The following is a 22,112-nucleotide window of genomic DNA, read 5'->3' as shown; positions in this document are numbered from 1 at the left end:
AAAGCTCGACCGGCGATGCTGAGATCGGTCACGCCGACATTCACCTCAGGACGAACCAACGATGGGTCCTCATACAGCGTAGTCGCCAACCAGCAGCTTTTGGACCCGCGGATCAGATCCGTCTTTCTCAATTGCATGTTCGATGCGCGCTCGTATCGACCGGTACTTATACAGGATCTTACGATCGAAGCTTATTCCGCGATACAACGAGTTGTAAATCGGATGGGCTTTGCGAAGGTCGACGTAAACTTGGCTTTCCTTGTCGGTCCATGGAAAGAAGGTTCCGTGCCACGGCTTCGGATGCGCCATGTAATGCACGATCGCCAAGGAGGACATATTGACGAGATGAAGGAACTGCTTGGGAAAGTTCCAGCGGTTCGATACGAGGATCAGCGATGCGCCACAGACATAATTCAATGCGCCCTGATCGTGTTTGCCCTCGCAGGCCTCAGGATTTTTAGCAAAAAGCTCAAGCGCCTCCTGCCCGATCCAGCCATTGCGATGGAATTTCAGGACTCCCGCGTTGAAATAGTGGCTGCTCTTTCCAGTGTCGAGGAAATCATGGATCGCCGTGTAATCGCGCGCCGCGAAAAACCTGCCTTCGGGCACAGCGGCGTTTTCGAGCCTGCCGAGATCGCTGACGATCTGCGTATCCCCATCAAGGTAGATGATCTGGGTATAGTTGGCAGGCAGAATCTCGCAAAGCACCAACTTGGCCATCGTGCTGACGCTGATGCGTCCCCGGAAATGCGCCCCGTCGAGCTTGCCGAGCGAATCGTGCAGCGCTCCGGTCACATCCATCAAGTCGACCCCGCTCGTGGCGAGCAGGGCTTTCAATTCTACGAAATTATCGAGATGTTCCGACATGAGAACGCAGACATCAGTCGCGGGGCTTGCGAATTTGCGAGCCTGAAGCGCCGAGAGAATAGTCGGAAATGAATACTCGACATCCGTGACGTAGACGACGCACTGATTGTTCATGCCATCACCCTTCCGATTGTGCGCGATACAAATGAACCGGCATTGTCTTTCCAGTCGAGAGAACAGTTGTGAATTGAGCCGACGGGTCTGTCATATGAAGGCCCCGTTCGGTATATATAGCCCGCGTCCAGTCCGGTGGTGACCGAATCGGATCTGTCCGCCGGCGGCTTTTGTGTGATCATTGTTGAGATATTCACCATGAAGAGTGCCTTGCCTGTCACAAGGCTGTGTTTCGACATCTTGTTTCGCGGACCAACGATTGGTGCTGGGAGCCGTGTCGGCATGCAGAAGGAATGGGGATTGCGATGCTGATCACCACACTCGTGGCAGCTGTGATTTCGATCGTTGCCGGGGCTTCCATCCGTGCCTGGGGCTTCGCAATTTTTGCATTCCTCGTGGCAATCGGATTCGGCAGCGTGGCTTTCGCCGATGGGTCTTCCGTGATTGCGGCGGTCCTCTCCGGTATTGCTATCCTCATACTGATGGAAATTGGCTATGTGGCAGGCGTATTCGTGTCGGGGCTTTTGCGGCGTAGTGCCAGGTTGCGGGAAAATAATTCGGTCGCAGACAACGTCGCGACCAGCCGCGAGCGCCCGCAAGGCTGATGTTGATACAGACCTCTCAGCATATCCGTCTGCGGCGCGCTTTGTAGGAGCGCCTTTGGCCGACGGGCTCCTTCTCGTGCTGCGGCGGAGTTCGAGCGCGGGCATCATCGTGCTGAAAACATCGGCGCTCTCATCAGAGATGTCGATGTCTCCCGTGGGGTTCGGTTGGCAAGCGACAGGGCTGCGCGTCGCGGTGAGATATTGGTTGGTGCCAGGCACCCGGCAGCCAGACCCGCCGTGGTGCTGAACAGCAGGCCGAGATCGGTGCCGCTTCCTGATATCGCCGCCGAGGCGACCTGGGCGATGCATGCCATAATCGCGGCATTTCCGATCGCGTGGGTTTCCCGATCGCCTGATGTGCGCCGGCCGGAAGCCCTTAAAAGGCTGCACAGGAAAGTGGCGAAGAGAAGAGTGCCGGTTAATCCGACATTGGAAAGCAATGCAGCGATAAAACTCGAGGCTCGAACCGTGCCGAGCCCGGCGCCGAAGGTGGCGGTATCAACGAATGCGATCAATGCCAGCGTGTTCCAGGCGGTCCGTTCTTCGCCGGATTGCGATTGGAGCTTGTCCGACAAGGTGGTGTTCACCAGGCCGGCAATGGAATCCCACGCATCGGGGACGAGGCTGAGTGCAACGATGGCACAGGGAATCAAGAACAGCGTGATCACCAGGAGTGTCACGTGCGGGGTCGTTGCCGGGCCGCCGATCAGTCGTTTCAGGCAGAACAGCACGAACAAGCTGACAACGAAGATGCCGGCGATGTAGGCGGTTGTTGACGTGCAAAGCACGATCGTCGGGCCGATGAAAAGCGTTGCAAGTCCCGCCATGCGGCTTTGAACACGCTCCAGCCAGAGCATCAGCGTGAAGGAAAAATAGGCCAGCGCGACCGCGCCATAGGTGCTCGCTTCGGGAAAGGAACCGACGATGCGCTTGAACCCGCTGATCGTCTCGGCCGTATGCATCGTATAATTCGCATTCCTGATGACATCGAGCAGGTAGGACTGGCCGGTCAGGAAGGTTCCGATATCGATAAGCGCCAATGCAAAACATACTAGCGACGCCACGATCAGTTGTTGTGCAATGAAACGGGCATATCCGAGCCTGGTAAGCCCCGAGACGACGGCAAAGCAGGCGAGGTCGCCAAGCAGATAGACGGACTGGCTGAGATTGGACGAGCCTGGAGCCAGCGGAGCAGCCACTGTCGACATCATCCCCGAAACGTCTCGTGCAGAGGAGTAGACGAGGGTCGCGCCGGCAAAGATGCGGGGCAAGAAGAACGACGATGCCACGGAAAACAGGATGTAGCTGGCAAACCAGAAGCCAGGGCCTGGATAGGCGATGCTGGCCAGTACCGTCTGCGTTTGAGCCGGGCGCAGCAGGGCGGCCAGAACGAGAAAGAGCACCAAAAGATGGCTTGGCTGGATGCTGCTGCCGCCGAGCGCGGGCAATTGGAGAGCCGCTGCGGCTCCTAGCAGCGTCGACAGGCAGAGGGTCGTAAGAGCAAAGCGCGCGCCGTTGATCATGCCGAGCACACCAAGCAGCAGAACGATGAAACCGATCGGTTCTATCGACATGCTTCAGATCCTGATCCGGAGGGTAAGCGGCCAAGACCCCGCTTTTGCCGACAACCGGCATCCGTCTCTCGGCATGATGCTCGAGGCGAAAGCTGCCCGCTGTCGTCGAGGATCACAACCGCCACCTAATTCGATCCCGCCTGAGATACCCAGCCGGGGGCCGGCCGACTGTCCCCGGCCACATCGGACGACGAGACCGTCGAGCTCTGTTTCTGCGGCGCGGTCTGCGGCGACTGGGATGAGCCCTGAAGAGCCGTGTCTAAACCGACCTCGACCAGATCGTGCGGCAGCAATGCGGTTTGCTCATCCGCCACGATGTTGTGATAGGTTCCGTCGTCATTGCGGCGCACGATCCTGTAGTTCTTCTGCGCTCTGCCGAGACCCGGTGCGTCCGTGCTGATCTGGGCGAGTTGAGCGTCGTAGCCGGCCTGTTCGCCAAGAAGCTGGGCCACCTGGATATCGATCGCCGCCCTGCCGATCGCAAGATTGACCTGATTGAGCAGGTCCTGGTTTTCGCTGTTCTGCCTGTTGACGATGTTGATCTTGGAACGGTCAGCTTCGCTGAGGCCCTGACGAGCCGTGGTCAGGGCAACTTCGAGATCGATCAGGGTGCCCTGTGCATCCGCGACCCCGCGATCGACCGAGACCTGACGGGAATTGCTGACCAGGCCTTTGCTGACCAGGCTGTTGACATTGTCCAATTCTTTTTGGGCAAGATCGATCTGCCGTTTTTGCGAATTGATCTTGGCCGCAAGCGACTCGACCTGCTGGCCATAGAGGCGGGTGAGATCATTCGCCGCTTCGATCTGGCTGTCGATATCGACGCGCCGCAGCCGCATCAGGTTCAATTCCTGTGCCTTCAGCTTGTCTATATCGGGCGTTCCCACAAGTTCGTCAGGAATTTCAAAACTCTGCTCGCCAGCGATCTCCGCGCGCAGCCGCGCCTGCCGCATCAAGAGATCGCGCCGGTTGAGAACGGCCGTTCGGTAGGCGCCGGCAGCCTGGATCCGGTCGCGTTCGAAGTAGGTATTATCCTCGCGTTCCCGCAGGAAACCACCAGCGATGCTGACCACCTTCATGACGGTCATGTTGGGTTCAAAAGGATAGCGCCCGGGAGTTTGCACGGTTCCGGTGACGAAGATCGGCGCATGCTCGGCAATCTCCAAGGCGATGTACGGCTTGCCCGGGAGTTCCGCCTTTTCGGCCAGCGCGCCGGCGATAGCATCGGCGAGCTCTTCAGTCGTCTTTCCGGTCGCCTGCACGTGACCGGCGATCGGGATCGACAGGTCGCCGGTATCATCGACGGTATAGACGCCGTCGAGAGCCTCCCAGCTGGCATAGCGCGAATCCGACGAGCGCCATTCGACGACGCGCAGTCTTACCTTGTCTTCCGGTACGAGGGTGAATGTCTGCGCATGGGCGACGCTCCAGCCGGTCAGGCAGCAGAAGGCCAGCAAGGAGAGTGCCGCGGAGATGAGGCGATCGGACAAGGATGTAGGCTGCATTGATCTATCTCCGTTTCGTTGCGATCGACGGCGAAGGCATCTCGCGCGGCGACGGATTGCCGAGTTCGAGAATGCGGGACGGAGAGGCGCGGCCGACAAGAAGATCGGAAAGCGCCAGCAAATTGCCATTCAAACGTCCCCAACGGTCAATCAAGCGGTCTTTGAACAATAGGCCCGAGGCGTTCGCCAGGATGTTGCGGCCGATTTGTGCGATTGCGCGGGCCCTCGACATCGTGCCCTTGCGGATCAGATAAACAGGATTGGCAACCTGCGAATAGCCGAGTCTTCGGCCGGGCTGGCGCCCGGATCTGACGCCGAGATGCACGCCGCGGGCGCCTTCGACATGCACGGACCTGCCGTAGCGGGCGATGGACCTGCTGAAATCGACATCCTCGAGCCAGCCGTAGAGTGGCAGCTGCTCGTCAAAAGTCAGCGCATGCTCGACAACGGATGAAAGGCGAACCGCCATGTTGCATCCGTAGGCGTTATAGACCTCCGTCACCTGTTCGGCCGCTTCGCCGGCCGTTTCAAGAACCTGCAGGGCCTTTGACATGCTAAGGCCGCCATCGAGGATGCCGTCAGCCAGGACTTCGCCAGTGGCGATCGCGACGTCGGGCCTTAGCGTAAAGACCGCCGCAATCCGCGACAGGAAGGTTGCTGCGGGAATGAAGTCGTCGTCCAGGAATATCAGAATATCCGTATCGGCCGCGGCGGCCTCGATGATCCTGTTGCGCTGAGAGGTCAGGCCACGGCTGCCGATGATGACGTCCACGTCGATGCGGTCGGCAAGCCCGGTGGCATCGTCGATCGAAGGCACGCAGACGATCAACCGCTCAGCCTGACCGGGCATGGTGGTGAGATAATCGATCGTCTCCCGCAGGATCGAGGGGCGGCCTGCCGAAGCAATCCCGATGGCAATCCGCAATGGGCGGCTCGCGGCCCCTGACGCGGCTTCAGTGCCGTAAGGACCAGGCGCCGGCGCGATTGGCCCGTCCTGCCTGGTTGCTCCTGCCGAAGATGAGGTCATGACTGCATTCTCTTCGGTGCATGGTTGATGATCGCGCCGAGGATCTCCGCGCCGACGTTCCGCATCGTGTCGATGATGCGCATGGTATCGTCGATCGAGGTGCGGCCGTGCGAGGTGACGACGAGGACGCCGTCCAGTTCCGGCGCGATCGCATTGGCATCCGGAGAAGCGGAGAATGCGGAAATGTCGACGAATATGGCGTCGAATTCCTTTTTCAGATCGGCGAAGCTCAACTGCGTGCGACGGGAGCTCAGGCGAATGGCCGGCGTCACCGCTTCGACATCGCCGAGGGGAAGGAACTTCAGCGTCGGGGTGAGGGGCAATGCCGCCGTCTGAATCAGTTCTCCATTGTCGAGGACATCGACGAGGCCGGTGGAACTATAGGGCGCGATCGATTTGCTGAGCGACGATTTCTGTGCAGCCGCATCGATCAACAGCGTCCGAGCTCCTGATATCGACGACAGCACGGCAAGTTCACACGCAATGGTCGATGCCCCGCTGCCGGGATCGATAGCGACGATTCCAATCACAACCCGGCGTTTGCGCCGAAGACCGACGACCGTCGCGCTCAGTTCCGCCATGCCTGGGATATCAGGATAGGCGGCTGCAGTGCTGCTATCAGTGCCGGCCGCAAGGAAACGCGCAGGGTGTCGATTGCTGGCCCTCTTCGATGTCGCCAGCAGAGTGACGAAGGGCAGTCCAGCGGCCTCCGCGATCTGATGGGGACGGATGATCCGGCGATCACCGGCGTGCCTTATCATGGCAAGTGCCAGGCCGAGACCAAGACCGACCGCCGCCGCAAAGGCGAGGATAAGCGTGCTGCGTGGCCTGGCCTTCGAAAGAGGCAGCGTGGCCCGCGAAACGATCGTGGCATCGGACACCGGGTAGGTGATGCGCTGCTTGGCTTCGGTAAGCTGGTTCAAGGTGCTTTCATAAAGGGTGCGGCGGGCGTCCGTCGCGCTTTGCAGCTCCGCAAGCTTGAACTGATCGCGCGGATTGCTCGTAAAGCCAGCCAAAGCGCTAGCAGCTTCGGCAAGTCCTCGCTGTTGCTCGGTTATGAACTTCGCCAGCCAGTCGCTGTATTGGCGGGCGGCGCTGGCCTTCATGGAGATATTCTTCTGGATATACTGCCTGGCGAGCGTGTCGGCGATATCGACGGCTTTCTGAGGGGTCGTTGCCGCGGCCGATATCTCGATGACCGTCGAACTTCCGATCCGGCGTATTTCCATCATGTTCAGCAGGGTGGCGGTCGCCCAGTCATGGAGCCGCTCCCCCTCCGGCTGCGCTTCTCTCGTTCCCTTGCCCGTCGCTTCCTGCGATGGCGTATCCAGTTGCGAAGAAAAGCCCGTCAGCCAATTCTTTGCCCTGTCCTGCAGCGAAGGCGCCTGATCGACGAATTCCGGATCGGTGTCGAGATCCAGCGCCGTTACCGTTCCGCCGACGACGTCGCTGGATCTGGCGATTTCCAGCTGTCCCTCTATGAATGCGTCTTCCGCAAAGGCCCTCTGTGTTTCGGAGCCGCTCACCTGGGGAAAGATCAAAAGTTGCGTGCTGGCAACGAATGTCGGCTCGGCGGTCAGTACATAGCTCCCCGCCATTACGAGGAAGGCTATCGTCGTCGCCGCAATCCACAGCCAGCGCATTCTAAGAAAGAAAAGCATATCCCGCAAAGTCAGCGGTGAATTCGCCCCAGTCGTTGCGGCAGGCAGAGGTATCGAAGAAACGCCGCTGAAGATCGTGCTCGAGGTCATGTCGTCCTAATCCAAAATGGCGATATCAAGGAGTAACCAGGTATCGGGTGACCAGGTGCCTGCAGCTTGGAGGGGACGGAGGAGGTGTATGTCTTCCGATTTCAGGCATGATCGGCAGCTCTCTCCTAATTGCTCAGTACGAGCCCCGCTGCGAAAACAGTGCGGGAATGGTCTTGGCAATGATGATTAAGTCCCGGCCTAGCGACCAGTTATCGAGATAGTGAACGTCGAGGGAAACCCGGTGCTCATAGCTGACATCGTTGCGCCCGCTGGTTTGCCAGTGGCCTGTCAGGCCGGGGCGGACTGCCATGTACGCCCAGATATGCTCGCCGTAGCGCGGCAATTCCTCGACGGTGATTGGCCGAGGGCCGACGAGGCTCATTTCGCCACGCAGGACATTGAACAGCTGGGGAAGCTCGTCGATGCTCGACCGCCTCAGGATGTCGCCGACGGCCGTAATCCTCGGATCGTCCTTCAGCTTGTGGGTCGCCTCCCACTCGGTTCGTGCAACTGGGTTGTTTTCGAGCAATTCGGCAAGCTGAGCACTCGCATCGGTCTTCATCGTGCGAAATTTGAGGCATCCGAACGGCGCGCCGCTGAAGCCGATGCGCGTATGGGAGTAGAAGACCGGGCCGCGGTCGGAGACCTTTACGATCAAGGCGACGACCAAAAGAAGCGGGGAAAGCAGGAACAGGGCGGTGATCGCCATCAGAAGGTCGAGTGCGCGCTTGGACGATCTGCCTGCTGCACGAGGCCGGGACGCATTCAGATCGCCGCCTTTCGCAGACCTTCCGACACGCGACCATGCTTCGAAACTATGTGCATCCCATGCCATAGGGGGTCTCCAAAACTTTCCGATTAAGAACCGTTCAAAGTTTGCTGCGCCGCACTCTTGTTGTCTGTTACCAAGGTCATAATCCTTAATAAATTCTTTATGCTACTAGACGGCAGAAGAGAACTCCGATTGTACCTTTGGGCGAATTATTTTCATTCTAAAGAGCAATCTAACATACTTAAAGGTGATTAATTCACTGAAATTCAATTATATTTTTGATATCACCTTTTCGATTATGACTTTTTTTTAACTAGAAAGACTTTTTAATGAGCACCTCTTTCCAATCATACAATCGTTCTTCGGTTACGCCGAGTTTTCGATTGTCGATGATGGTGTATTTTTGTTTTTCACCCAAATGTAGTCTTAATCTTTACGCTGTCTATCGGGGATGTTATTTGACTTGGGTATTAAGGTAATATAAATGATGCGGTGCAGCATTGCCTATCGTTATTCGAGTACTGGAGTATGCGCATGGACGGGGTGACTCACGCATCAGATCGCAGGGCCGGGGTCGGCAAGGCGGCGATATCGGCTAGTGGCGGCATTCATCTCGGCAGCCGCATAGTGCTCGACGACGAATTCCTTTCGTGCCGGTCGAGCGTTCGGCGTTTCCGGCGCGGCGAGGTCATCGCCGGGGCCGGCGTCCTGATCGATATGTTCGCTCGCGTACATTCGGGAGTGGTCAGCGCAAGCACGATGTTGCCCGACGGCAGAGAATTTATCGTTGAGATCATCCCAAAATCGGGCCTGATCGGCGAACTCGAGGTTTTGCGCAGACAGACGTTGAGCCTAGAATACCGAGCCGGTTCCAACTGCGAGTTGCACTTCTTCGAAGGCCGCCTGCTGCGCGACATGTATGCCAGCGATCCTAGCTTTCGCGAAAAGGTCTTCTCCAGGGCGCTGGCGCGTATTTCGGAGCTCGAACTCCGGATCATTGCGAATGCGGCGTCGAGCCTGCAGTCGAGGCTGGCCAGCACACTGCTGCGGCTCTCCGCCGTTTATGGAAAAGATGCGGCAAACAGCGGGGACGAACTGATCATTTCGCAAAATGATCTGGCCGCGACGCTGCCGGCGTCCCGCGAGAAGGTCAATCAATGCCTGCGGCGCCTGCGTGAAGGCAAGATCATCGACGGGGGGCAGGGCAAGATCCGTATTCTTAACCGAAAGGCGCTGGAAGCCTGTGCCAACGGTGCGGTTTCGGTGAAATGATGCGCCTGTCGCCTTGCGAGGCCAGCCGATCCACCGCACGCGTCGGCCGGTTTCTCGGCCCTGGCACGACAAAGATCGATCGCGTGGTCATTATCGACGACTACTCGGTGGCCAGAGGCGGGGCGACAGGCCTGGCGGTGCTGTCTGCCAAGCTTTTTCGCGGGCTCGGCATTCCGGTGACCTATATTTGCGGAGATAACGCCGCCAATGCGGAGCTTGCCGCGCTCGGAGTCTCGATGGTCGGACTGAAAAGCCGCGACCTGCTCAGTGCCGAGCGTGCGAAGGCGTTCGTGACCGGCATTCACAATGGCGCCGCCGTCCGCATGGTCGCGAACTGGATTGCTGCAAACGATACCGCCAACACCATCTACCATGTGCATGGCTGGCACCAGATCCTGTCCCCCGCGATTTTCAGGGCGTTGGTGCCGGTCGCCAGACGATGCGTGGTTCACGCGCATGATTTCTTCACGGCTTGCCCGAACGGCGCCTTCTTCGACTATCAGGCGCAGGAGATCTGCCTGCGACGCCCGCTCGGCGGAGGCTGCATTGCGACGGCTTGCGACAAGAGAAGTTATTCGCACAAATTGTGGCGTGTCGCCCGAGGCTCGAATATCCTCCGGCTCTTGAAGGATCAGGCCAATTTCGGCCGGATAATTCTGCTGCACGAGAAGATGGCGAGCTTTCTCGTCGGCGCCGGCTATCGGCCCGAAAGGCTGACGACGATCCGCAATCCCGTCGCTCCACTTTCCATCAAACGGATCGTGGCAGAGGCCAACGACGAGTTCGTGTTCATCGGACGGTTGGACGAGGAGAAAGGCGTGGAGGACGCCCTAGCCGCCACGCGCAGAGCCGGCGTCCGGCTCTGCGTGATCGGGGACGGGCCGCTGATGCCGCTGGTCGCCGCGTCAGGAAATCACGTCAGGGCCGTCGGCTGGCAGTCGCATGCGGAGATCGGCCCGACCATCCGCAAGGCGCGTGCGCTGTTGATGCCCTCGCGTTATCCCGAGCCGTTCGGTCTCGTCGCTATCGAAGCGGCCAGGAGCGGTCTGCCCGTGATCATGTCGCGCAGCGCCTTTCTCGCCGAGGAAATGGAAAGAGCCGGCATGGCACTTGCCTGCGATACGGCCGATCAAAGTGCCTTTGCCGACACTCTGGCGAGATTTAGCCAAATGCCCAAGCAAGAGGTCCGCGCCATGAGCGAGCGGGCTTTCCGGCTGTCGCCGGATCTCGCCTCGACACACGAGGAATGGCGCGATGCGCTTCTTGCCGAATACCATAGCCTGATTTCGACGAATACGGTTTCCGAGCTGACAGACGGTGTGGCGATACAAGGAGTATTGAGTTGACCCTTAAAGCAACAACCTCTCTTCCCGACGCGAGGGCTTTTCTTACCGATGCACCTGTCATGGCGAAAAGGCGCGTCACCGAGGGCGGAAGCACAAGCGAAACCGGGCAACTTCGGGTCGCCATCGTGCATTACTGGCTCGTTTCGATGCGCGGCGGCGAAAAGGTCCTTGAAGAGCTGTGCCGCATGTTTCCGCAGGCCGATATCTTCACCCTCGTCTGTAACCGGGATCGCATCAGCGATTTTCTGAAGACGCGGAACATCCGCACCTCTTTCCTGCAGAAGATCCCTGGCGCGCAGCGGCATTATACCAAGATGCTGCCGCTGATGCCCTTCGCGCTCGAGCAGTTCGATCTGCAGGATTATGACCTGGTCCTGTCGAGCGAATCCGGCCCCGCCAAAGGCATCATCACGCGCGCCGACGCTCTCCATGTCTGTTACTGCCATTCGCCGATGCGCTATATCTGGGATCAGTTCCATGTCTATCGCCATGGCCTTCCCTGGCTGGGACGCGCCTTAATGTCGATTACCGCGCCGATGCTGCGCGCCTGGGACGTGACGACGTCCTCGCGCGTCGATGTGTTCGTCGCCAACTCCGATTATGTCGCAAGCCGCATCCGCCGCTTCTACGACCGGGACTCCGTCGTCATTCATCCGCCCGTTGCGACCGACGATTTTGCGGTGGGGAAGGGGAAAGGCGAATTTTACCTTTATGCGGGACAGCTGACCACCTACAAGCGGCCGGATATCGCGGTGCGCGCCTGCACCGAGGCCGGCCGGAAGCTGGTCGTCATCGGCGAGGGAGAACAATTATCTTATCTGAAGTCGATCGCCGGCCCGACCGTTGAGTTTCTCGGCCATCAGCCTTTCAACGTGCTGCGCGACCATCTGTCGCGATGCCGCGCGCTGTTGTTTCCGGGCACGGAGGATTTCGGCATCCTGCCGGTGGAAGCCATGGCATCGGGGCGGCCGGTTCTGGCTTTCGACGCGGGCGGCGCCCGGGAAACCGTATCCGCGCCACAGGTCGGCTTTCGCTTCGCGCAACAGACGACGGAAGCCCTTTTGGAAACGATGGCAGCATTCGAAGCGGTCGAGGACGATATCGATCCGCATGCAATCCGCGCGCACTCGCTGAAATTCTCCGCCGCCGTATTCCGCGATCGTCTGTCCAGCCTGATCGAGCGACAGTTGTCCAGCCATGGAGACGGATCTGCCGACGTCTTCAGAAGACGGCACGGTTGAGGGGGGAAGGAACGGAGCTGCCTGCCTTGCCGCGCCCCGCCCGAATCCGCCTCAAGCCCCCGACGAGGAATAGATAAACAGATCATGTCAAGCGTATCTCAGAGGACGGCGACGGCGAGCATCTGGACCATCAGCGGAAAATTCCTCGCGCGGATGCTCGATTTCGTCAGCCTCCTTGTCCTGGCAAGGCTGCTGAGCCCTGAGGATTTCGGCCTGGTCGCCATCGCAACGTCGGTCTTGGTCATCGTCGAGGCGATCCTGGACCTGCCGTTGACGCAGGCCCTGATGCGCCAATCGTCGCCTTCGGACGAGATGTTCGCCACGGCCTTCACCCTCAGCCTGCTGAGAGGGCTGGCTATCAGCCTGCTGATGATGATCATCTCCTGGCCAATGGCGCTGGTCTACGCCGATCCGCGGCTTTTCGCCCTTGTCGCCGTTCTATCGATCGCGCCTGCCATGCGCAGCATGATCAGCCCGCGTATGGTTCTTTTCATGCAGCGGTTCGATTTCAAGCGTGAGTTCGCGCTCGATCTTATTGCCAAGGGATCGACATTGTTGTTCGGGGTGGGTGTGGCTGTGGCAACAGGCAGCTACTGGGGGCTGGCGATCGGAGCGGTCGCCGGCCCGACGGCGGCGATGATCACGTCCTATGTCTTTGCGCCGATGCGACCGACGTTCAGCCTTTCCGAATGGAAGCATTTTCAGGACATGATCAGCTGGAATACCGTGTCGCAGGTGCTGAATTCGATCAATTGGCAGCTGGACCGGCTGCTTCTGCCGCGTTTTACGGGCTTGTCGACGTTCGGCGCCTTCAGCGTCGCCGACAATATCGCGGGCATTCCGTACCAGACCTTCGTCGGACCGTTGCTACGCCCGCTGATGGCGGCATTCTCCACCGTCGAAGACCGCCGCAACCTGGTCGCCGCCTATCTAAAGGCGACGAATGCGATCACCTTCGTCGCGGCACCCATTCTCATCGCGCTTGCCCTCCTCGCAGAGCCGACCGTGCGCATCCTCGTCGGCGAAAAATGGGCATCGTCCGCACCGATCCTGCAATGGCTGTGCCTTGTCAGCCTGCTCGGTCTTCCCACGAACATGATGCCGCCATTGGCCATGGTCATGAACAATACCCGCTATGTCGCTCTCAGGATGTTTGTCGAGTTCGCCGTCAGGGCTCCGGTTACCATTCTGGCTATCGCCTATTTCCAGGTGGCGGGCGCGCTGGGGGCGCGGTTCGTGGCAGTCCTCGTCGCCTATGGCGCATCGCTGGTCATCACAAGGCGTCTGATCGGCGCGAGTTTTGCCGCGCAATTGATGTCCTTTTTCCGGCCTCTTCTCGCGAGCTTGCCGATGATCGCTTTCCTGCTCTGGGCAGAGCCGATGCTTGTCGCCATGCCTGTCGGTCTCAATCTTATCGTCGGCGTCGCGCTTTTCGGCGGGGCGGCAGCGGGGATTTTCTGGGCTGTCGCGTTGCTGTTGTGGCAGATGATCGGAAGGCCCGACGGCATCGAGACCATCATCGTCCAAAGGCTCATGCCACGACGAAACGAGGTCTTCACCTCATGATCGAGAAGAGTGCATCCCAATGATTGGTTCGGCGTTTCCAGAGGAGTAGCAATGCGTTACGGGATATCTGCTAAGGGGCTCGGTTTGCTCCTCGTCCTCGGTCTGGGCGCGTTGCGGGGCCAGCCCAGCGTGGCCCAGGAACCACTCAATATCGATGCATACCAGCTGACGTTCGAGGAGAGTTTTGACAGCCTTGACGTTTCGGCCTGGGGAGAGAAAAGCTCCCGCTGGATCGCCCATACGCCCTGGAACGGTGATTTCGGTGATGCCCGTTTCACCGATCCGGCCCCCGGCTTTCCATTCACCACCGATCAGGGAATTCTGAAGATCGAGGCGCGCAAGGAGGCCGACGGCACCTGGCGCTCGGGCTTGCTTTCGTCGGTGAACCCGAAGGGTGAAGGTTTCTCGCAGCAGTTCGGCTATTTCGAAGCACGAATGAAGCTGCCGCCGGGCAAGGGAGTCTGGCCGGCATTCTGGCTCATCGGGCTCGATCGGTCGAAATACACCTCCGAAATCGACGTGCTGGAATATTATGGACGCGCGCCCTACGAATTCAGCATGGGCTTTCATGTCTGGCGTCAGAGCCAGGGCGGCCAGAACAGCACCGGTGGCCATTGGCAAAGCGTCCAGCACGGAATTTTGAACAGCGAATATCACACCTACGGCGTCGATATCCAAGCTGACAAGACGAGTTTTTACTTCGATCGTCAGTTCATTTGGAGCTTCGACACGCCGAAAGAGTTCCACATGCCATTTTATCCGTTGGTAAACTTGGCGCTTGGCTCGGGTTGGCCGATCGATGAAACGCCGAACCCTTCCATTCTGCTCGTCGACTATATCCATGTTTACAAGAGGAAGCCTGCCGACGCAGCGAATTGAACGAGTGGCTCGTGGTGCGTGACCGGCCTATTGCTCGCGGAGGCAGCTGAGACCGGTTTCAGGGTCGAAGAGATGCATTGCCTCCTCGTCGAAGAAGAGGGTCAGCTTTTCGTTGTCGCGGATCGGCGTGCGCGGCGGCAGGCAGGCCATCAGACGCTGATTTCCGGCAAGGGCGGTGACGACGAGTTCCGGGCCGGTCAGCTCTGCGACCTCAGCGGTGGCCTCGATCGACGGGCCGGGGCCGTCTGTGCGAAGCGCCTCGGGGCGGATGCCGAGGACGAGGTCGCGGCCATTGCCGGCCGTATCGCGGAAACGGGCGGGCAGGGGTAGGCCAGTGTCGGAGCCTGAAAGCACCAGCCGGTTGTCCCGAACGGTGGCCTTCAAAAGGTTCATCGGCGGCGCGCCGACAAAAGTGGCGACGTAAAGCGTTGCCGGGTGGTTGTAGATCTCCTCCGGCGTGCCGAGCTGCTCGATACGGCCGTCGCGCATAACGGCGATGCGGCTTGCCAGCGTCATCGCCTCGATCTGGTCATGGGTGACATAGACGACCGTCGTCTTCAGCATCTGGTGCAGCCGCTTGATCTCGGTGCGCATCTCCATTCGCAGCTTGGCGTCAAGGTTGGAGAGCGGCTCGTCGAACAGAAACACCTCAGGTTTGCGCACCAGCGCACGGCCGATCGCGACGCGCTGACGCTGGCCGCCGGAAAGCTGACTCGGCTTGCGGTCGAGGAGGTTTTCGATCTGCAGGAGCTTTGCCGCATCGCGAACGGCCTTGTCGCGGTCGTCCGCCGGCACTTTGCGCATTTCCAGCCCGAAGCCGATGTTCCTGTGCACCGTCAGATTAGGATAGAGCGCGTAGGATTGAAAGACCATGGCGATGTCACGGTCCTTCGGATGCACGCCGAGCACCGAGCGCCCACCGATCCTGACATCGCCGCTCGTTGCCTCGGCAAGTCCGGCGATGATGTTCAAGAGCGTAGACTTGCCGCAGCCGGACGAGCCGAGCAAAACGAGAAATTCACCGCTTTCCAGCGAGATGTCGATGCCTTTCAGGGTCTCGACATCACCATAGGACTTGCGGATGGTCTGGATTTCGAGCGCACTCATCGCAACGGCTCCTGAAGAGTTGTCGGGCCGCCATAATTGCGGGGAAGGGTTGAGATGGCGCGCGAGGCAACCTCCGTTCCGGCTATCAGGCAGGAAAGCAGCGGCGCATCGCCAGCGAGAGCCGCGAGGAAAGCGGCGTTGAAGACATCACCGGCACCGATCGTATCGACAACTTCGACAACGGGTGCGCCCACCGAAACCAACACGCCCTCCGGCCCGATCGCGATCGCGCCGTCCGGGCCACGCTTAACAACGACGATCGCATCCTGCGGCATATGCAGCCTGATGTGACGTGCGGCCTCGATCGGATCGACGATGCCGGCAAGCGTCGTCGCCTCGATTTCGTTCAACAGCGCGATGCCGCTGCGAGACAGCCAGGCGCGTGTCGCCGCGCAATTCCGCTGCGTCCAACCGTCGAGCGGCCAGCCGGTGTCGAGTGCGACGGTAACGTCATGGCTGTCGGCCCAGTCGAAAAAGGGGTCGTATTGCTCGGTCAGATCGTCGGTCAGGAACGAGCCGCAAAGGAGGGCGTAACCGCTGCTAAGGCGCGCTGCGTCGAGGACCGCGAAGACATCGGCCAGACTGAAACGCGGCAGATGGCCTTTGGTCGTGAAGAAGGTGCGCTCGCCGTCCGGATGGATGATGCCGACGGAGAGCGTCGTTTTCTCAGGACGTATGGGCCACTTCTCGGAACGGTGGCCGAAGGCTTCGCTCAGCCAGCGGCCGAATTGGTCACTGCCGATATTGGCGGCGATCTCGAATTCGACGCCAAGCGCCTGCCAGGTGAGTGCGCTGTTGCCGGCGGCTCCGCCGACCCGTAGTTCGTCGTGATCGACGATGATTTCCGTCCCGGCCTTCGGCCAGGCGGCTGCCGGCCCAAGGATCAGGTCGACGTTGACGTTGCCGATGACTGCAAGCGGCCGCATTCATTCACTCCGGGTGATCTTGGTGGATCGAACCGGCGTTCCGGCATTCTCCACACGGGCGTCGGCAAAGGCGATCATCAGCCGCTGGGCAACCGGCAGCATGGCGAAGATCGCGGCAAGGCCCGTTACCGGGGTAAAGCGGATTGTCACCGCGCCGGCGACCGGCGCTTGCCCGGATGCGTCGAACAGGATGACGGGGGCGCCGGTCTCGACGGCGGAGATCGCCATTGCGGTCACCAAGCCGGATGTCTCGTCCAAGCCGCGGAACAGCACGACGCCGATTTCCGGCCCCAGCATCTCCATCGGCCCATGGCGCAACTGGCCGCCTTCAAGCGAGAAGCAGGGGCGGCGCGACAATTCGGTCAATCCGAGCGCCAATGCCTCGGCGATGCCCTGCAGCCGGCGGCCTGAGGTGACGACCGTTGCGACGTCTTCGAGCGCGGTGAGGGCGGCGGCGACGTCATGGACTTCAGGCGCGTTGAGGATGGCAAGTGCGGCCTCGGGATCTTCGCCGAGGGCGGCGAGGATTGCCAGATGCAGGGCGAAGGTTACCGTCAGGCTGCGGGTCGCGGCAAAGGCCAGCTCGGTGCCGCCAACGCCGACCAGCGACGGGGCGGTTCTTGCGAGGAAGGAACTTGCTTCCAGCGTCAGGCCGAAGGTCTCCTCTGTGCCACCGGTCTCATCGAACCAACGCACCACCTCGGCGCTCTCACCTGATTGCGAGGTGACGAAGATCGTCCTGCCAGCAACCGGTAGCGGCTGGCCAAGCTGCTCAGACAGTGGCAAGGCGACGGCATCGATGCCGAGGGCCCGATAGAGCGGCTCGACGGCGCGGTTGACGGCATGCGAGCCGCCCATGCCGAGCAGGAGCAGCCGGCCGGTTTTCTTCAGCGAGACGGCGGCTCTTGTCGCGCTCGGCCCGGCAACTTCATAGGAGGCGATCGCATCGGCATGCTGGCGCGCCATCTCGCGATCGATCGCGGCAAGTCCGGCCGGCCGGATTGTTTCTGTTGTCATGTTCATCCCTTGACGCCGCCGCTGGTGAGCCCTGAAACCAGGGCACGTTGCATGATGAGACCAATCAGCACCGGAGGCAGGGCGGCGAGCACGCCTGCCGTGGCGATCAGTCCGTAATCGGAAACGCGGCCACCGGCGAGATCCGCGATGGCGACGGTCAGCGTTTTGGCGCGCTGGTCGGAGGTGAAAAGCAGCGCATAGAAGAATTCGTCCCAGGCAAGCAGGAATGCAAACAGGCTTGACGTCGCGACCACGGGGCCGGCGAGCGGCAGCGTAATGATCCTCAGCGTCTGGAACAGGCCGGCGCCGTCGATCATTGCGGCGGATTCGATTTCGCGTGGGATGGAATCGAAGCCCGATTTCATCAGCCAGGTGGTGAAGGGCGCCAGGATGCTGAGATAGACGAGGGCCAGGCCGAAGACGTTGTTCAGCATGCCGAGATGGGAGAGACCCATATAGAGCGGCACCGCAAGCGCCACCGGCGGCAGCATATAGGTGCCGATCACCATCGACAGCGACCATCCCACAGAAGGCGTGCGCGACACCGCCCAGCCGGCCGGAATGGCGAGCGCGATCGACGCGATCGTCGCCATGCCAGCCACCTCGATGCTGTTGCGCAGCGACGAGGTGAAGGCGGCGCCGGCGCTGTTTTCGATCGTCGAGAGCAGCACGGCGTAGCGAGAGAAATCCGCCGTTTGCGGCCACCAGCGCAATGGCTTCGCCGCAAGGTCGGCGGCGGGCGAGATGCTCATGATGAACAGCCACAGGATCGGCGCCAGGATGACGGCGGCAAGAAGCAGCGCGCAGACATAGATGAAGGCGGTAAAGATTGGGCTTTGGCGTTCCATCAGGCCGCACTCCCGGCGGTCTTGCGCACCAGGGCGGCGTAGCCGGCGGCAAGCAGCGTCACCAGCAGCGTCACTATCAACGCCAGCGATGCGCCGGAGCCGGCTCGCTGGAAGGAGAAGGCTTCCTGATAGACGAGGATCGACAGCGTGCGCGTGCTATTGGCCGGGCCACCGCGGGTCATGACCCAGATGATGTCGAACACCTTGAAGGCTTCGATCGTGCGCAGCACCAGGGCCACCATCAGCGGGCCGGCGAGATAGGGCAGTATGACGAAGCGGAAGCGGGCGAAAGCGCCGGCGCCGTCGACGAGCGAGGCGGCGGTGATGTCGCGCGGCACGGCCTGGAGTGCGGCCAGCGCGATCAGCGCCACCAGCGGGAAATTCTTCCAGCAATCGGCGACGATGAGGGCTGCCAACGCCGTGCCCGGTTCGCCGAGCCAGGAGCGGTAGGCATCAAGCAGGCCGAGCTGGGTCAGCGCCGCGTTCAGCGCGCCATATTCCGGGTTGTAGATCAGCCGCCAGAGCGTGGCATTGACGACGGTCGGCAGCGCCCAGGGCAGGATCATCAGGGCGCGAAGCGCGGCGCGGCCGCGGAATTGCTGGTTCAGTAATAGGGCGGCGAGAACGCCGATCACCATTTCGGCGGCAACCGAGACGATCGCGAACCATGCGGTGGTGATGAGGGTGCGTTGAAAATTCGAGCCGGAGATCATCTTCGCGTAATTGCCGATACCGACGAAACTTCCTTCGGTGCCGACGAGCTTGGCATCGGTGAAGGAGAGGCCGACAGTATCGATCAGGGGCCAGCCGATGACCGATATCATGACCACGAGAAGCGGCAGCATCAAAAGCCACGCGCGGGTTGTCAGCCAAGTGCCCGACATCAAGGCGACCCTTCTTCATTCTTAAGTTTTTGGAAACCGGGCGACGGCAGGCGCCGCCCGGGGTTCTGAGCTGGATCAGAGACCGCTATTATCGGCCGCCGATTTCAGCGCGTTCTCGGGAGAGGACTGGCCAAGCAACGATTCCTGTATCGCCTGCTGCAGGGCGGTCGAAAGCTCCTGATATTTCGGTGTCGTCGGACGCGGATACATGGCGGCGAGGCCGACCTTGGCAGCGGAGATCAGCTCTTCCTGACCCTTGGTGACGGCCGGGTCCTCATAGGAGGAGGCCCAGATCGGCAGGCTGAGCTTGGCATAGGCATTCTGCGTCGCCTGCGAGGTCATGAAGGTGATGTATTTCCAGGCCTCATCCGGATGCTGGCTGGCCGAGGTGATGCCGAGGCCCATCGAACCGTTGACGGCCGAAGCCGCGCTCTTGCCGGCCACACCCGGTGCCGGGACAACGCCGACCTTGCCCGCGACCTTGCTGTCCTTCGGATCGTTGGCCATATTGTACATATAGGTCCAGTTCAGCGCGAAGGCGGCATCGCCGTTTTCGAAGACCTTGCGGACGTCCTCTTCCAGGAATTCCTTGGAGTTCGGATTGGTCAGGCCGGAGGAATAGCTGGAGACCATATATTTCAGCGCATCAAGACCGCCGCCGGTCTGGAAGGCGGGCTTGCCCTCCTTGAGGAAATCGCCGCCATAGGCGCTGACGAGCGTTGTATAGTCGCAGATTGCCGCTTCGGCCTGCGACCAGCTCCAGGCGATCGGCGTAGCGAGCAGGCCCTTGTCCTTGATCGTCTTTGCCTGCTCGGTCAGCTCGTCCCAGGTTTTCGGTGGAGCCTTGATGCCGGCCTTTTCAAGGATCTCCTTGTTGTAGAACAGGTATTTGGTATCGAGGATCCACGGCATGCCGAAATATTTGCCGTCATACTGCACGGTGGTCCAGGCGCCCGGCAGCACGCCTTTCTTCATCTCGTCGGTGATGTGCGAGGAGACGTCGACCAGCACCTTGTTGGTGGCGTATTCCGCCGGCCAGATAACATCGAAGAGGACGACGTCATAGCCGCCGCCGGAACCCTGCGCCAGCACCGTCTTGTCGTGCAGGCCTTCATAGGGAACGAATTCGAGATTGACCTTGATATCGGGGTTCGCCTTGGCGAAGGCATCGGTCATGGCCCGCACGTCGGCCTCGCTATAGGCGGCCTGCGCCATGAAAAGCGCGTTCAGCGTCGTCTCGGCGAAAGCGTGCGGTGCAAGAGATGCGCCGATCAAGGCCGCACCGAGAAGCGTCTTGTTAAAGGATTTCAGCATTGCAGCCTCCAGTTTTTGACATTTACGCATTGCCGAGGGCTTCCGCCATCGGTGTTCGAGAAGTCGTCTCGGAGCGTCGTCGGAGCCCTTGTCGGCGTCCTGCGTTCCCTGGAACTCTCCGGTCCCTTATTAAGTCAAGTGTCTTGACTTATTACTTCTTCAACATTCTATTGGAGTCAAGAGGCAATTGCACATGAATGACAGCCGTCCGATCCGGGCCAAGAGCGGCACCAACCACGGGGGCACCAGTGCCCATAACCGGCGCGTGATGATCGATGCCCTGAGAATCAACGGTGCGCTTTCCCGCGCCGATCTGGCGCGGGCGACGCGGCTGACCAAGCAGACGGTGTCCAATATCATTGAGGAACTCGAACGCGACGGTCTCGTCAGTTCGCAGGAGGCGGTGAGGAAGGGCAGGGGCCAGCCCTCGACGCCCTATCGGCTCGTGCCGGAAGGCGCCTTTGCGATCGGCCTGCAGATCGACCGGCATGTGACGCGTGCGGTTGCGGTCGATCTTGTCGGTAGCGTTCTCGTGCGCGACGAGGCCGGGCTCCCACCTGGAGGTCCGTCGCAGGGGGCGAAGGTGATCCTCAATCTTGTCGCCAGCGTGCGTTCGAAGCTTGCCGGCGTCGTCCGGCAGTCGGAAAAGCGGCTTGTCGGCCTCGGCGCGGCCATGCCTGGGCCCTTCGGCGTCGCCGGTAGCGGCGACGATCCGTGGATGATGGAGGCTTGGCAGAAGTTTCCGCTGTTGGAAACGCTGACTGCCGGCACCGGGCTCGATGTCGACCTGCAGAACGATGCGGCGGCGGCGGCGACCGCCGAGCGCATGGTGGGGGCGGCCCATGGGCTCGACCATGCCATCTGCCTCTTCGTCGGCTATGGCATCGGTGCCGGGCTCATCCTGAATGGCGAGCTCTACCGCGGCGCGAACGGCAATGCCGGCGAGATCGGCATGGCGCTGCTGTTTGCCGACGGCAAATCGACGCCGCTCGAACATCGTGCCTCCCTCGCCTCGCTCTATCAGCATCTCTCGGCCGATCCCGCCGATCCCGACCTCCACGCACGCATCAACGACCTTACCTTGAGCGGCGATCAAAGCATCGACGCCTGGGTCGAGGCGGCGGCGGTCGACCTGCGCTGGAGCATCCATCTCATCGAGACCCTGTTCGATCCGCAAACCGTTATCCTTTGCGGCAGCGCGCCGGAAGCGCTGGTGAACAAGTTGATTGCGGCAATCGGCCGGTTGCTGCCCTCGATCGCCGAACGTCGCGGTCGCATACTGCCGCGCCTGCAGCCCGGTATGGCCGATCCCTGGTCGGTCGCACTCGGTGCTGCCGCCGGGCCGATCAGCCACGCGTTCGATCCGCGTTTTGCTGCAATTTTGAAGGATTCCCTTTGATTTCAAGGCTAAAACCAGACGTTGCACACGAGTGCAGTGGCAGAAAGATAGCCGTTTCTGCCAGTTTCATGTGACGGTATCCCCGAATAAGGATGCTC

The 22,112-nt window shown here is 60.5% G+C and carries 19 protein-coding genes; 7 read left to right on the top strand and 12 right to left on the bottom strand.

The window, feature by feature from the left end; genetic code table 11:
- Positions 1-69: 69 nt before the first annotated feature.
- A complete protein-coding gene (locus tag HJB82_RS18345) occupies positions 70-981 on the bottom strand; it encodes a glycosyltransferase (protein ID WP_207581605.1) in 912 nt (303 codons plus the stop codon).
- A 305-nt stretch (positions 982-1,286) separates the two neighbouring features.
- On the opposite strand from HJB82_RS18345, the gene HJB82_RS18340 reads away from it, so the two are divergent.
- Positions 1,287-1,586 carry a hypothetical protein gene (locus HJB82_RS18340; RefSeq protein WP_246762687.1) on the top strand — a complete coding sequence of 100 codons (300 nt, stop codon included), beginning with the start codon at positions 1,287-1,289 and terminating at the stop codon, positions 1,584-1,586.
- A gap of 104 nt (positions 1,587-1,690) precedes the next feature.
- Here HJB82_RS18340 and HJB82_RS18335 read toward each other — a convergent pair whose 3' ends face one another.
- From HJB82_RS18335 to HJB82_RS18315, 5 genes are all read right to left on the bottom strand, one after another.
- Positions 1,691-3,160 carry a hypothetical protein gene (locus tag HJB82_RS18335; RefSeq protein ID WP_221140890.1) on the bottom strand — a complete coding sequence of 490 codons (1,470 nt, stop codon included), beginning with the start codon at positions 3,158-3,160 and terminating at the stop codon, positions 1,691-1,693.
- A 125-nt stretch (positions 3,161-3,285) separates the two neighbouring features.
- A complete protein-coding gene (locus HJB82_RS18330) occupies positions 3,286-4,665 on the bottom strand; it encodes a polysaccharide biosynthesis/export family protein (RefSeq protein WP_207581602.1) in 1,380 nt (459 codons plus the stop codon).
- 4 nt (positions 4,666-4,669) lie between these two features.
- Complete coding sequence (locus HJB82_RS18325; RefSeq protein WP_221140889.1) at positions 4,670-5,692, bottom strand: glycosyltransferase family 2 protein; 1,023 nt, start codon at positions 5,690-5,692, stop codon at positions 4,670-4,672.
- Positions 5,689-7,443: a GNVR domain-containing protein gene (locus HJB82_RS18320; protein ID WP_221132292.1), complete on the bottom strand. Its 1,755-nt coding sequence runs from the start codon at positions 7,441-7,443 to the stop codon at positions 5,689-5,691. The genes HJB82_RS18325 and HJB82_RS18320 overlap by 4 nt, the downstream gene beginning before the upstream one ends.
- A gap of 133 nt (positions 7,444-7,576) precedes the next feature.
- Positions 7,577-8,278, bottom strand: a complete 702-nt coding sequence (locus HJB82_RS18315) for a sugar transferase (RefSeq protein WP_207581599.1) — start codon at positions 8,276-8,278, stop codon at positions 7,577-7,579.
- Positions 8,279-8,749: 471 nt separating this feature from the next.
- On the opposite strand from HJB82_RS18315, the gene HJB82_RS18310 reads away from it, so the two are divergent.
- The 5 genes from HJB82_RS18310 to HJB82_RS18290 all read left to right on the top strand — a co-directional run bounded on the left by HJB82_RS18310 (position 8,750) and on the right by HJB82_RS18290 (position 14,519).
- On the top strand, positions 8,750-9,487 hold the full coding sequence (locus tag HJB82_RS18310; protein ID WP_207581598.1) for a Crp/Fnr family transcriptional regulator: 738 nt from the start codon (positions 8,750-8,752) through the stop codon (positions 9,485-9,487).
- On the top strand, positions 9,487-10,833 hold the full coding sequence (locus tag HJB82_RS18305; RefSeq protein WP_221116527.1) for a glycosyltransferase family 4 protein: 1,347 nt from the start codon (positions 9,487-9,489) through the stop codon (positions 10,831-10,833). Before HJB82_RS18310 ends, HJB82_RS18305 begins: the two co-directional genes overlap by 1 nt.
- Complete coding sequence (locus tag HJB82_RS18300) at positions 10,830-12,074, top strand: glycosyltransferase family 4 protein (protein WP_207581596.1); 1,245 nt, start codon at positions 10,830-10,832, stop codon at positions 12,072-12,074. Before HJB82_RS18305 ends, HJB82_RS18300 begins: the two co-directional genes overlap by 4 nt.
- 84 nt (positions 12,075-12,158) lie before the next feature.
- Positions 12,159-13,640 carry a lipopolysaccharide biosynthesis protein gene (locus HJB82_RS18295; RefSeq protein WP_221116528.1) on the top strand — a complete coding sequence of 494 codons (1,482 nt, stop codon included), beginning with the start codon at positions 12,159-12,161 and terminating at the stop codon, positions 13,638-13,640.
- A 51-nt stretch (positions 13,641-13,691) separates the two neighbouring features.
- On the top strand, positions 13,692-14,519 hold the full coding sequence (locus HJB82_RS18290; RefSeq protein ID WP_221140888.1) for a glycoside hydrolase family 16 protein: 828 nt from the start codon (positions 13,692-13,694) through the stop codon (positions 14,517-14,519).
- 27 nt (positions 14,520-14,546) lie between these two features.
- Here HJB82_RS18290 and HJB82_RS18285 read toward each other — a convergent pair whose 3' ends face one another.
- The 6 genes from HJB82_RS18285 to HJB82_RS18260 all read right to left on the bottom strand — a co-directional run bounded on the left by HJB82_RS18285 (position 14,547) and on the right by HJB82_RS18260 (position 20,615).
- A complete protein-coding gene (locus HJB82_RS18285; protein ID WP_207581593.1) occupies positions 14,547-15,626 on the bottom strand; it encodes an ABC transporter ATP-binding protein in 1,080 nt (359 codons plus the stop codon).
- A complete protein-coding gene (locus tag HJB82_RS18280; RefSeq protein WP_221140887.1) occupies positions 15,623-16,552 on the bottom strand; it encodes a PfkB family carbohydrate kinase in 930 nt (309 codons plus the stop codon). Before HJB82_RS18280 ends, HJB82_RS18285 begins: the two co-directional genes overlap by 4 nt.
- A complete protein-coding gene (locus tag HJB82_RS18275) occupies positions 16,553-17,575 on the bottom strand; it encodes an SIS domain-containing protein (RefSeq protein ID WP_221140886.1) in 1,023 nt (340 codons plus the stop codon).
- Positions 17,572-18,417, bottom strand: a complete 846-nt coding sequence (locus HJB82_RS18270; RefSeq protein WP_207581590.1) for a carbohydrate ABC transporter permease — start codon at positions 18,415-18,417, stop codon at positions 17,572-17,574. Before HJB82_RS18270 ends, HJB82_RS18275 begins: the two co-directional genes overlap by 4 nt.
- Positions 18,417-19,301 carry a carbohydrate ABC transporter permease gene (locus tag HJB82_RS18265; RefSeq protein WP_207581589.1) on the bottom strand — a complete coding sequence of 295 codons (885 nt, stop codon included), beginning with the start codon at positions 19,299-19,301 and terminating at the stop codon, positions 18,417-18,419. The genes HJB82_RS18270 and HJB82_RS18265 overlap by 1 nt, the downstream gene beginning before the upstream one ends.
- A gap of 75 nt (positions 19,302-19,376) precedes the next feature.
- Positions 19,377-20,615 carry an extracellular solute-binding protein gene (locus HJB82_RS18260; protein WP_207581588.1) on the bottom strand — a complete coding sequence of 413 codons (1,239 nt, stop codon included), beginning with the start codon at positions 20,613-20,615 and terminating at the stop codon, positions 19,377-19,379.
- 193 nt (positions 20,616-20,808) lie between these two features.
- Here HJB82_RS18260 and HJB82_RS18255 point away from each other — a divergent pair, with 193 nt between their 5' ends.
- On the top strand, positions 20,809-22,014 hold the full coding sequence (locus HJB82_RS18255; RefSeq protein WP_221116533.1) for an ROK family transcriptional regulator: 1,206 nt from the start codon (positions 20,809-20,811) through the stop codon (positions 22,012-22,014).
- Positions 22,015-22,112 lie beyond the last annotated feature (98 nt).

It is taken from the genome of Rhizobium sp. NZLR10 (assembly GCF_019685125.1).
Classification (GTDB): domain Bacteria; phylum Pseudomonadota; class Alphaproteobacteria; order Rhizobiales; family Rhizobiaceae; genus Rhizobium.
Note: the sequence above shows the minus strand (reverse complement) of the source record. Positions and strands in the feature narration are given on the sequence as shown.

Bases quoted from the DNA above. Each gene is read 5' to 3' on its own strand.
- HJB82_RS18345 (WP_207581605.1), bottom strand. From the start codon at position 981: ATGAACAATCAGTGCGTCGTCTACGTCACGGATGTCGAGTATTCATTT.
- HJB82_RS18340 (WP_246762687.1), top strand. From the start codon at position 1,287: ATGCTGATCACCACACTCGTGGCAGCTGTGATTTCGATCGTTGCCGGG.
- HJB82_RS18335 (WP_221140890.1), bottom strand. From the start codon at position 3,160: ATGTCGATAGAACCGATCGGTTTCATCGTTCTGCTGCTTGGTGTGCTC.
- HJB82_RS18330 (WP_207581602.1), bottom strand. From the start codon at position 4,665: ATGCAGCCTACATCCTTGTCCGATCGCCTCATCTCCGCGGCACTCTCC.
- HJB82_RS18325 (WP_221140889.1), bottom strand. From the start codon at position 5,692: ATGACCTCATCTTCGGCAGGAGCAACCAGGCAGGACGGGCCAATCGCG.
- HJB82_RS18320 (WP_221132292.1), bottom strand. From the start codon at position 7,443: ATGACCTCGAGCACGATCTTCAGCGGCGTTTCTTCGATACCTCTGCCT.
- HJB82_RS18315 (WP_207581599.1), bottom strand. From the start codon at position 8,278: ATGGCATGGGATGCACATAGTTTCGAAGCATGGTCGCGTGTCGGAAGG.
- HJB82_RS18310 (WP_207581598.1), top strand. From the start codon at position 8,750: ATGGACGGGGTGACTCACGCATCAGATCGCAGGGCCGGGGTCGGCAAG.
- HJB82_RS18305 (WP_221116527.1), top strand. From the start codon at position 9,487: ATGCGCCTGTCGCCTTGCGAGGCCAGCCGATCCACCGCACGCGTCGGC.
- HJB82_RS18295 (WP_221116528.1), top strand. From the start codon at position 12,159: ATGTCAAGCGTATCTCAGAGGACGGCGACGGCGAGCATCTGGACCATC.
- HJB82_RS18290 (WP_221140888.1), top strand. From the start codon at position 13,692: ATGCGTTACGGGATATCTGCTAAGGGGCTCGGTTTGCTCCTCGTCCTC.
- HJB82_RS18285 (WP_207581593.1), bottom strand. From the start codon at position 15,626: ATGAGTGCGCTCGAAATCCAGACCATCCGCAAGTCCTATGGTGATGTC.
- HJB82_RS18280 (WP_221140887.1), bottom strand. From the start codon at position 16,552: ATGCGGCCGCTTGCAGTCATCGGCAACGTCAACGTCGACCTGATCCTT.
- HJB82_RS18275 (WP_221140886.1), bottom strand. From the start codon at position 17,575: ATGAACATGACAACAGAAACAATCCGGCCGGCCGGACTTGCCGCGATC.
- HJB82_RS18270 (WP_207581590.1), bottom strand. From the start codon at position 18,417: ATGGAACGCCAAAGCCCAATCTTTACCGCCTTCATCTATGTCTGCGCG.
- HJB82_RS18265 (WP_207581589.1), bottom strand. From the start codon at position 19,301: ATGTCGGGCACTTGGCTGACAACCCGCGCGTGGCTTTTGATGCTGCCG.
- HJB82_RS18260 (WP_207581588.1), bottom strand. From the start codon at position 20,615: ATGCTGAAATCCTTTAACAAGACGCTTCTCGGTGCGGCCTTGATCGGC.
- HJB82_RS18255 (WP_221116533.1), top strand. From the start codon at position 20,809: ATGAATGACAGCCGTCCGATCCGGGCCAAGAGCGGCACCAACCACGGG.